The sequence below is a fragment of the Thermoanaerobaculia bacterium genome (genome assembly GCA_035260525.1).
GTDB lineage: Bacteria > Acidobacteriota > Thermoanaerobaculia > UBA5066 > DATFVB01 > DATFVB01.
In genome coordinates, this window is the sequence record DATFVB010000317.1 from 1 (window position 1) to 9,011 (window position 9,011).

The window sequence follows — 9,011 nt, forward strand, 5'->3', positions numbered from 1 at the left end:
CGCCTCCTGGCGTCCGCGCGCCGCGCATCGGCCTCGTAACAAAGTCCTCGGCATGCGCCGCGCGGCGCCACCGGAGGCGGAGCCGCGACAGGACCCGCGCCGGCCGCCCCAGCCCCCCCTACTCGTACCGCAGCGCTTCGATGGGATCGAGCCGCGAGGCCTTCCGCGCCGGGTAAAACCCGCTCAAACCCTCCACCGCGGTGCGAAGCACCGCCTCCTCACAAACACCCCGTTCGAAGTGGTTCAACCGCGTCGCCGAACGGCTCGATGAAGAATGCTCTCCTCCCGGAACGGGCTTTCTGCGCGGGTGGCGCGGTTCCGCCTCCTGGCGTCCGCGCGCCGCGCATCGGCCTCGTAACAAAGTCCTCGGCATGCGCCGCGCGGCGCCACCGGAGGCGGAGCCGCGACAGGACCCGCGCCGGCCGCCCCAGCCCCCCCCTACTCGTACCGCAGCGCTTCGATGGGATCGAGCCGCGAGGCCTTCCGCGCCGGGTAGAACCCGAAGAAGATCCCGATCCCCGCCGCGAACCCGAACGCGAGCGCGATCGACTCCGGCGCGATGTGCACGGGGAGCCCCGCCTTCTTCGAAACGAACGTCGAGGCGCCCACCCCGAGTCCGATGCCGATCAAACCGCCGAACACCGCGAGCGTGATCGCCTCGATCAGGAACTGCACGAGCACATGGCTCCCCTTCGCGCCGATCGCCATCCGGATCCCGATCTCCCGCGTCCGCTCCGTGACGGAGACGAGCATAATGTTCATGATCCCGATTCCGCCGACGAGCAGCGAGATCGCGGCGGCGGACGCGAGCAGCATCGACAGCGTTTTCGACGACTGCTCGGACATCGCCGCGAACTCCTGCTGCGAGCGCATCGTGAAGTCGGAATCCTGGCCCGGCGCGATGTGATGGCGCTGCCGCAGCAGCGCGTCGATCTCGGTCTGCGCCTGCGCGACCGTGTCGACGGACGTCGCCGACACGTAGATCACGTTCAGCTTGGTCTTGCCCGACAGGCGTTTCATCGCGGTCGTGTAGGGCACGACGACGAGGTCGTCCTGGTCCCCCATCATCGATCCGCCCTTCTTCTCGAGGACTCCGTCCACCTTGAACGGCACGTTCTTGATGCGGATCATCTGGCCGACCGCGTCGCCCGCCGGGAACAGGTTGTCGGCGACGGTGCCGCCGAGAACGCAGACTTTCGCGGCGGCGCGCACGTCCGAGTCCGTGAAAAACGCGCCCTGCACGGTGTTCCAGGTGCGAACGAGGGGCCACTCGACGCCGACTCCCTGGATCTGCGTGGCCCAGTTCGTCTCGCCGGCGACGATTTGACCGCTCGCGCGGACGCCCGGGGACATGTAGGCGACCGACGGGCAGTCCGCCTTGATCGCGTTCGCGTCTTCCTCGGTCAGGAACGACTGATCGCTGAAGATGTGGGCACCGCTCTGGGTCGAAGCTCCCGGGAAGATCATGACGAAGTTCGAGCCGAGCGACTGGATCTGGGACTGGATCGAACGGGAGGCTCCGGCGCCGATCGCGATCATCGCGATCACGCAACCGACACCGATGATGATCCCGAGCATCGTCAGCGCGGATCGCAGCTTGTTGCGGAGGATCGCCTGGAGACCGACCTTCAGGATCATCATGAACCGTTTCATGCGCTCCTCCCCGCCGCCGCGCTTTCGGCGGCGACCGCGCGCCGCTGCGCGACCGACTCGTCGCTGAGCACCCGGCCGTCTTTGAACACGACGATCCGGCGGGCGAACTGCGCGATGTCCGGCTCGTGCGTGATGAGCACGATCGTCTTGCCGCGCGCGTTCAGCTCCTGGAACACCGCCATCACGTCCTCCGACGTGCGCGAGTCGAGGTTCCCCGTCGGCTCGTCCGCGAGAACGATCGCCGGGTCGTTGATCATCGCCCGTGCGATCGCGACGCGCTGCTGCTGCCCCCCGGAGAGCTGGTTCGGAAAATGATCCTCGCGGCCCGCCAGACCGACCATGGCGAGGCAGCTCCGCGCCTTCTCGGCGCGATGGTCGGCCGCGTGGGTGTCCCGGGCGTAGAGGAGCGGCAGCTCGACGTTCTCGAGCGCCGAGGTGCGCGACAGGAGATTGAACGACTGGAAGACGAAGCCGATCTTCGCATTCCGGATCTCGGCGCGTTCGTCGCGGGACAGCTCCGAGACGTCCTCGCCGTCGAGCCAGTATTTCCCCGACGTCGGCCGGTCGAGACAGCCGACGATGTTCATGAACGTCGACTTCCCGGAGCCCGACGAACCCATCACCGCGATGAACTCGCCGTTCTGGACCGCGAGCGACACGCCGTTCAACGCCCGGACCTCGACGTCCCCCATCCGGTAGATCTTCACGAGATCGGCGACGCGGATGACCTCCGCCATCAGAACCTCATGCGCGGACCGGCCTGCGACGGGCCCTTCGCCGTGACGAGCCCGGTCACGACGAGGTCTCCTTCGCGGAGGTCGCCGGGCTGGATCTCGGTGTACTGCCCGTCGGTGATTCCCGGATGCACCCGCGCGGGTTTGAGCGTCCCGTCCGCCTGGAGCAGGTACACGGTCGGGCCGTTCTCGCGCCGGCCGGTCCGCGGGAGCGATCCCGCGAGCGTCGGTCGCGCCGGAGCGCCGCCGGCGCCGGCGGCAGGCCCCGCTCCGGAGTTCCCGGCGCGCCCCGCGCGCCCTCCCTCCTCGGAGGGAGAGGGCTTGAACCGGAGCGCCGCGTTCGGAATACGGAGCACGCCGCGGTCCGTCGCCACGTCGATCGTGATGTTGGCCGTCATCGACGGCCGGAGCTGCTCGTCGGGGTTGTCCACGGCGACGATCACCGGGTACGTCACGACGTTCTGGTTGACGGTCGCGTTCAGGCGGATCTGCGACACCATCGCGCGGAAGACGCGGTCGGGATAGGCGTCGACGGTGAACCGGACCGGCTGGCCGATTCGCACCCGGCCGATGTCCGCCTCGTCGACGTCCGCCTGGACCTGCATCTTCGTGAGATCCTGAGCGATCGTGAAGAGCGTCGGCGCCTGGAACGAGGCTGCGACCGTCTGGCCCACGTCGTAGGCGCGGTTGACGACGACGCCGTCGATCGGCGACACGATCTTGGAATACTTGAGGTTCGTCTCCGCCTGGGCGAGCGCGGCGCGCGCGAGGTTGACCTGCGCCGCCGCCGCATCGGCGGCCGCCTTGGCATTGTCGTAGTCGGCCTGGGAGGCGAGACCCTGCTGCTGGAGCCGCTGCTGCCGGCCGAAGGCGACCTTCGCGTTTCCCGCGTCGACCTGCGCCTTCTGGAGGTCCGCGCGCCGCTGCTCGATCGTCTGTTCGAACGGCGTCGGGTCGAGCTCGGCGAGGAGCTGTCCCTTCTTCACCCGGCTGTTGAAGTCCGCGTAGAGCTTCGCGATGATCCCGGAGACCTGGCTCCCCACCTGCACGGTGGTCACCGCCGAGATCGCGCCGGTCGCCGAGACGGACATCGTGACGTCTCCCCGGTCGACTTTCGCGGTGCGGTATTTCTCCGGCGCATCGCGCCGGCGCGCGAGCACCACCGCGACGACGACCGCCGCCGCCGCGAGCGCGATCAACAACCCGATCCGGCTCTTCTTCACTCCTTCGCCTCCTCTGATGTCCGGATTGACGGCGTCGTCGGGAAGGCTACTGCCCGCCCGCCCCGGCGACCGCCCGCGAGCCCTCCGTGGAAACGCCCCGGGTAAACGCGGCACGAGGGCTTCCCGTTACGGAAACAACGTTTCGGATGCAAAACTTCCGCCGCCCGGCCGCTTTCGGCGCGCGGCGGGGCGTGGATCAGCCCTTTCGAGGCGGACGCGAGGGGCGCAGCTCGATCCGCGACGGGATGGCGCGGTCGGGGAAACGCACGAGTTCGAAGACGGCCTGCGCGACGTCGTCGGGGGCGAGCTTCCAGGAGTCGTCGGCGCCCGCCGGCTCGCCGCCGAAGTCCGTCGCGACGGAGCCGGGCATGACGATGGCGATCCGGATCCCCTCGTGCCGGAGGTCGAGCATCGCCGAGTCGGACAGGCCGAGGAGTCCGAACTTCGAGGCATTGTAGGCCGAGCCGCCGGTGAAGGCATTGATCGACGCGAGCGATCCGATGTTGACGATGAAACCGCCGCCGTTCTTCTTCATGATCGGCGCGGCGTACCGGATCGCGTAAAACGGCCCGAAGAGATTCGTCTCGATGACGGCCCGGAAGTCCTTCGGATCCATGTCGATCACGTTGTCGAATATGCCGATGCCGGCGTTGTTGACGAGGGTGTCGAGGCGCCCGAAACGCTCCCCCGCGAACTCGACGAGCTCCCGCACGTCGTCTTCCTTGCGGGAGTCGCACGACTTCCCCTCGACGGCGAGACCGTCCTTCTGGAACGCCGCGGTCGCGTTGCGCACGCTCTCGAGCGTCCGGCCCGAGATGAGGACGCTCCACCCCTCGCGCGCGAACCGGCGCGCGATCGCCTTGCCGATCCCCCGCGTCCCGCCGGTCACCACTACCGATCGCTTCTCCGCGCTCATTCGACGATTCGCTCTCCCGTTGACGAAAGTGAAAACAGTTCCGTTGCCGCCGGCATTCTGTCACGATCCCGAACGGGTGAACAAGAGCGTCTTCGTGGTATTCTCCTGTCCCGGCGATGGAGTTCGCCGAAACCGCCCACTGACGGGCTGATGACTCCTGCAACGTCGGAGATCCGAATGCAGGCTGGTCCGTCCATCGTCACCGGTCCCGACGCCATCGTCGATCGTCTCGACGCCGTGATCCCCGACCTCGCCCCGCACCGGCGCGACGAGGCCTGCCGTCTTTCGGAGCGGCTCCGAAACGAGAAATTCCGTCTCGCGCTCATCGGGGAGTTCAAGCGGGGGAAATCGACTCTCGGCAACGCCCTTCTCGGCGCTCCGGTTCTCCCGGTCGGCGCTCTCCCCACCACGGCCATACCGATCCTCGCCCGCTGGGGCGACTCGCCTTCGGCTCGCGTGACGCTCCGGTCGGGCGAAATCCGCTCGATCGCGCCCGCAGATCTGGCCGACTTCTCGACGGAGAAGGGCAACCCCGAGAACGTCAAGGACGTGGCATTCGCGGAGGTTTGGGTCTGTGCCCCGCTCCTTCGTTGCGCCGACCTCCTGGATTCCCCGGGAACGGGAAGCGCCCATCTGCACAACACCCGGGCCGCGCTCGCCGCCCTCGGCGACGTCGACGCCGCAGTGGTGGTGCTGGCGGCCGACCAGCCGATCGGCGAGGCCGAGATCGAGTTCCTGAAGACCCTCCGCCGCCACGTCGCCCGATTCTTCTTCGTCGTCAACCGATCGGATCTCCTGACCGAGAGCGAGCTCGCCGAGGTCGTCGAATTCGTCCGCGGAGCGCTCGTCCGGCAGGGCTTCTCGGGTGCGGCGATCTTCCCGCTCTCGGCCCGGACCGCGGCCGAAGGCGGCGGGGCCGACGAGCGATTCGAGCGCTTCCGGCGCGAGCTCGATCGCTTCCTGCGCGAGGATCGCGAGGCCGCCCGGGAGGCGGCCGCCCGGACGGTCCTCTCGCGCCTGGCGTCGGAGGAGGCGTTCGAGCTTCGGCTCGCCGCCGACGCCGCCCGCCTCGAAGACGAGGAGCGGCGCAGACGGATCGAGATTCTCCGAGACGCCGTCGCGCGAGTGCGGAACCGCCGCGACGACCGCCGGGCCGTCCTGAAGGGCCGCTTCGATCGGCTTCTCTCGGCCTACGACGACGCGTTCGCGCTCTTCAAGAAGGCGGCGCTGCGCGAGATACCGCACGAGGTGGCGGCCGCGGCGGCGAAGCTCGAATCGCTCCCGAACCGTGACTACGACCGCGAGCTCGCAAGCATGGTCGAGATCCGCACCGTCGAGCGATTCCGGGCCTTCGTCGACGACTCCTCCCAATCTTTCGCCGAGGGGCTCGCCGCGATTGCGCTGCTCGTCCGCGAGGAGAGCGACGAGCTCCGGCATGAGCTCTACCGGACCCTGGGGGAAGCGTTTCGGCTGTCCGAGCCCTGGCGCGGACCCCAGCCGGACCTTCCGCGGGGCGCACGGTTCGACTTCTCGTCGGTCGACGTGCGCTGCCAGCTCGAGGCCACGACCGACTTTCTCGTTCTCCACTCGCCGCGCCGGCTCGCGCGGCGACTGCTCCGCCGCCGCGCGCAAGGGCAGGCGGAAGATTTCTACTTACGCAACGGCGGCCGCGTGCGATTCGAACTGTTGACGAAGGGCGAATCGTTCCTCCATGAAGCCCTTTCCGGGGCGATCGAAGGCGAGGAGGAGCTCGCGCGGCGATTCGAGCAGACGCTCCTGACCTCGCGGGCCGCCGATACTCCGATGGACGAACGGCTCCGCCGCGTCGAGTCCCTCGTCGAAGGCCTGAGACCGGCATGAGCGCGGCGCCGAAGGAGCTGAGAGGCCCCCACGCCCAGGCTCTCCGCAGCACTCTTCTCGAAGTGATCGATTTCGCTTCCCTTGCCGCCGACCTTCTGGGACGCGACGAGGAGCAACCCCGCGAGAAGGCCCTCTCGGCCGGGAACGCCCGGGCGATCCGACGCCGCGTCGGCGAGCTCGAGGCGTCCGCGCGGGAGCTGATGGCCCGGTTCGACCTGCCCGAACGCGCGCCGAACGTCCGAGGAGAGCTTCGCGCCTATTCTTCGAAGATCTGGGCCGATCTGATCGATTCCCAGAGCCGCGCGGTGCGCCGCTACGGTCCGCCTCCGGACTGGTATGCGGAACGTCTCGACCCGATCCTCGACCGAATGGCGGCCCTCGCCCATGAAATCTTGTATTATTCCCGCGAGCCGGACGCCGAATGAAATGGATCTACGTGGGAGCGGGAGGCTTTCTCGGCGCGATCGCGCGATACGCGGTCGGCGGGTGGATCTCGTCGCGTTATCGGGGGCAATTCCCCGTGGCGACGTTCGTCATCAACGTCACGGGAAGCTTCGTTCTCGGCCTCTTTCTGACGATCGCCACGGAGCGGATCGCCCTCGACCCTCGCTGGAGGCTCTTCGTCGCGGTCGGTTTCGTCGGCGCCTACACGACCTTCTCCACGTTCGAGTACGAATCGGAGCGGCTCGCCGCGGCAGGGGGCTTCTGGCTCGCCGGGGTCAATCTCGTCGGGTCGGTGATCGTGGGGTTCCTGGCGGTCTGGCTGGGCAGCCGCCTGGCGGTCCGGTTCTGAGGAGGTGAGGCGATGCCCCTCGACGGCGAAGAGTTTCGGAAGCTCGTCATCTACATTGGCGAGTCGGACCATCGCGGGGGAAAGCCCCTGTACGAGGTCCTGCTCTTCCTCCTCCAGAAGAAAGGGATCGCCGGAGCCTCGGCCGTCCGGGGTCTCGCCGGATACGGCGGACACGGGGTCATGCACACGACCGCCATCCTTCGCCTCTCCGAGGATCTGCCGATCCGCATCGAGGCGATCGACCACCGCGAGAAGATCGAGGCGGTGCTGCCCGACGTTCTCGACCTCGTCGACGAGGGTCTGGTCGAGGTCGAAACCGTCCGCGTCTACAGGGCCTCCCCGATCAAGGGAGAGGAGAAATCGGAAACGGAGGCGCCGCTCATGAAGCTCGAAGGCCAGGCGAAGATGCTTCGGATCCACATCGGCGACGACGACAAGTGGGAGGGCGAGCCTCTCTACCGCGCGATCCTGAAACGCGCCAAGGCTCTCGACATCGCGGGCGCCACCGTCTATCGGGCGATCGAGGGATACGGCGCCCACAAGCGGCGGCACAAGGCGGGCGTCTTCTCGTCCGATGCCCCGATCTCGGTCGTGATCATCGACACCGAGGAAAAGGTGCATGCCCTCCTCCACGCGCTCGAATCGATCGTCACCGAGGGATGCCTCGTCGCGATCTCCGACGTGAACGTCGTCAAGTACAGCCGGCACATGGACAGGACCGAACCCCTCCCTCACGTGACGGAGTCCTGAGCCCGGAGCAGACAGGGGTGGCGGGGCGTTCTGGATTCGCCCGGCGCTGCTCGGCGTCCTCATCTCACGGCGGACGACCGGCGGGGGATTGCCGATGAAGCGCTCCGCGCCAAAACCGGGAAACGCTCCCCGCCCTGTCGTCCGAGGCGCCCGACGCGGCCGTATTTCTCGGCGACGCGGCCGACTACCGGCGGGCCCCACGAATCTTGTCGGCGGCCTCCCGCAAGCGCGAACTCTCTTTGAGCGCCGCAAGGTCCTGCGGCGATTCCTGAAACCGCTCCAGCGCATTGAAAAAACCGTCGAGAACGTCGCCTTTCCGACTCGGCACCAGGAAGAGATGCGTGTGCGGGATGCGGCGGCCACGGGCATAGAGACACACGAAGTCCGGGGCGTAGGCCTTCCCGAGGCGGCGGGCCACACGTCTCGCCATTCGGAAGAGGTTGACGGCATCGTCTTCGCTCAGGTCGTGCCACCACGGGACATGTCTCTTCGAGATGACCAGGCAGTGCCCCTCCGACAGCGGGTTGATGTCGAGCAGGCAGAGGGACGACTCGTCCTCCTCCACGACATGCGCCGGCGCACGGCCCGCGACGATCTCACAGAATACGCAGCCCGGATTCTTTTTCGACATGAAAGCTCCTCGCCCTCGGAATACCGAGACGAAGCGTATACCTCGGCCCCGCTGTCGCTGCGCGGCGCCGACCCCGGACGCCGCGAGACACTCCTCCCTCTCGACCGACTCCCATTCCAAACCTCGGCGGCAATGACCCAGGAGGCCGGCGGTCTCTCATCCTGGCCCCGCTATCTACCGTATCTCCTTCCCGCTCGGATGACGGACGGAACCCGGTGGGAGAGTCCCTTTCGCGACGCCCCAGCGGAGATAGAACGCCGGCATGGCGAGAAGGTTGAGGATGGTCGACGACAGCAGGCCTCCCACGATGATGACGGCCATCGGATGCTCGATCTCCTGCCCGGCCCGGGTCCCGCTCACGACGAGAGGCACGAGCGCCAGCGCCGTCACCAGCGCCGTCATGAGAATGGGAGTGAGCCGGTCGACCGAGCCGCGGATCACGAGCTCGGGA

Annotated in this window: 10 protein-coding genes and 1 riboswitch; of the genes, 4 read left to right on the top strand and 6 right to left on the bottom strand. The window is 67.8% G+C overall.

The genetic code is table 11. From position 1 onward, the window contains the following. Positions 1–438: 438 nt before the first annotated feature. From VKH46_15000 to VKH46_15015, 4 genes are all read right to left on the bottom strand, one after another. Complete coding sequence (locus VKH46_15000) at positions 439–1,653, bottom strand: ABC transporter permease (protein ID HKB72153.1); 1,215 nt, start codon at positions 1,651–1,653, stop codon at positions 439–441. Beyond that, complete coding sequence (locus VKH46_15005; protein HKB72154.1) at positions 1,650–2,390, bottom strand: ABC transporter ATP-binding protein; 741 nt, start codon at positions 2,388–2,390, stop codon at positions 1,650–1,652. The genes VKH46_15000 and VKH46_15005 overlap by 4 nt, the downstream gene beginning before the upstream one ends. Continuing rightward, positions 2,390–3,610 carry an efflux RND transporter periplasmic adaptor subunit gene (locus VKH46_15010; GenBank protein ID HKB72155.1) on the bottom strand — a complete coding sequence of 407 codons (1,221 nt, stop codon included), beginning with the start codon at positions 3,608–3,610 and terminating at the stop codon, positions 2,390–2,392. Before VKH46_15010 ends, VKH46_15005 begins: the two co-directional genes overlap by 1 nt. 196 nt (positions 3,611–3,806) lie before the next feature. Continuing rightward, a complete protein-coding gene (locus tag VKH46_15015) occupies positions 3,807–4,526 on the bottom strand; it encodes an SDR family oxidoreductase (protein HKB72156.1) in 720 nt (239 codons plus the stop codon). 103 nt (positions 4,527–4,629) lie between these two features. Next, positions 4,630–4,693, top strand: a riboswitch (Fluoride riboswitch). Positions 4,694–4,703: 10 nt separating this feature from the next. On the opposite strand from VKH46_15015, the gene VKH46_15020 reads away from it, so the two are divergent. The 4 genes from VKH46_15020 to VKH46_15035 are packed head-to-tail and all read left to right on the top strand — an operon-like array spanning position 4,704 to position 7,929. Beyond that, positions 4,704–6,386: a dynamin family protein gene (locus tag VKH46_15020; protein HKB72157.1), complete on the top strand. Its 1,683-nt coding sequence runs from the start codon at positions 4,704–4,706 to the stop codon at positions 6,384–6,386. Then, a complete protein-coding gene (locus VKH46_15025) occupies positions 6,383–6,811 on the top strand; it encodes a hypothetical protein (GenBank protein ID HKB72158.1) in 429 nt (142 codons plus the stop codon). The genes VKH46_15020 and VKH46_15025 overlap by 4 nt, the downstream gene beginning before the upstream one ends. Next, positions 6,808–7,179, top strand: a complete 372-nt coding sequence (gene crcB / locus VKH46_15030) for a fluoride efflux transporter CrcB (protein ID HKB72159.1) — start codon at positions 6,808–6,810, stop codon at positions 7,177–7,179. The genes VKH46_15025 and crcB overlap by 4 nt, the downstream gene beginning before the upstream one ends. Before the next feature lie 12 nt (positions 7,180–7,191). Further along, the gene (locus VKH46_15035) at positions 7,192–7,929 is read left to right on the top strand and encodes a DUF190 domain-containing protein (protein ID HKB72160.1); all 738 of its coding nucleotides are present in this window, start codon (positions 7,192–7,194) and stop codon (positions 7,927–7,929) included. 184 nt (positions 7,930–8,113) lie between these two features. Here the strand turns inward: VKH46_15035 and VKH46_15040 are convergent, their stop codons facing one another. Both VKH46_15040 and VKH46_15045 read right to left on the bottom strand, forming a co-directional pair. Beyond that, a complete protein-coding gene (locus VKH46_15040) occupies positions 8,114–8,560 on the bottom strand; it encodes an HIT family protein (protein ID HKB72161.1) in 447 nt (148 codons plus the stop codon). A 174-nt stretch (positions 8,561–8,734) separates the two neighbouring features. After that, positions 8,735–9,011: efflux RND transporter permease subunit (locus tag VKH46_15045; protein ID HKB72162.1), on the bottom strand; the 277-nt coding region annotated here is incomplete at its 5' end.

Excerpts from the sequence above, each read along its gene's own strand:
- VKH46_15000 (HKB72153.1), bottom strand. The coding sequence starts at position 1,653 with ATGAAACGGTTCATGATGATCCTGAAGGTCGGTCTCCAGGCGATCCTC.
- VKH46_15035 (HKB72160.1), top strand. The coding sequence starts at position 7,192 with ATGCCCCTCGACGGCGAAGAGTTTCGGAAGCTCGTCATCTACATTGGC.
- VKH46_15025 (HKB72158.1), top strand. The coding sequence starts at position 6,383 with ATGAGCGCGGCGCCGAAGGAGCTGAGAGGCCCCCACGCCCAGGCTCTC.
- VKH46_15040 (HKB72161.1), bottom strand. The coding sequence starts at position 8,560 with ATGTCGAAAAAGAATCCGGGCTGCGTATTCTGTGAGATCGTCGCGGGC.
- VKH46_15015 (HKB72156.1), bottom strand. The coding sequence starts at position 4,526 with ATGAGCGCGGAGAAGCGATCGGTAGTGGTGACCGGCGGGACGCGGGGG.
- crcB (HKB72159.1), top strand. The coding sequence starts at position 6,808 with ATGAAATGGATCTACGTGGGAGCGGGAGGCTTTCTCGGCGCGATCGCG.
- VKH46_15005 (HKB72154.1), bottom strand. The coding sequence starts at position 2,390 with ATGGCGGAGGTCATCCGCGTCGCCGATCTCGTGAAGATCTACCGGATG.
- VKH46_15020 (HKB72157.1), top strand. The coding sequence starts at position 4,704 with ATGCAGGCTGGTCCGTCCATCGTCACCGGTCCCGACGCCATCGTCGAT.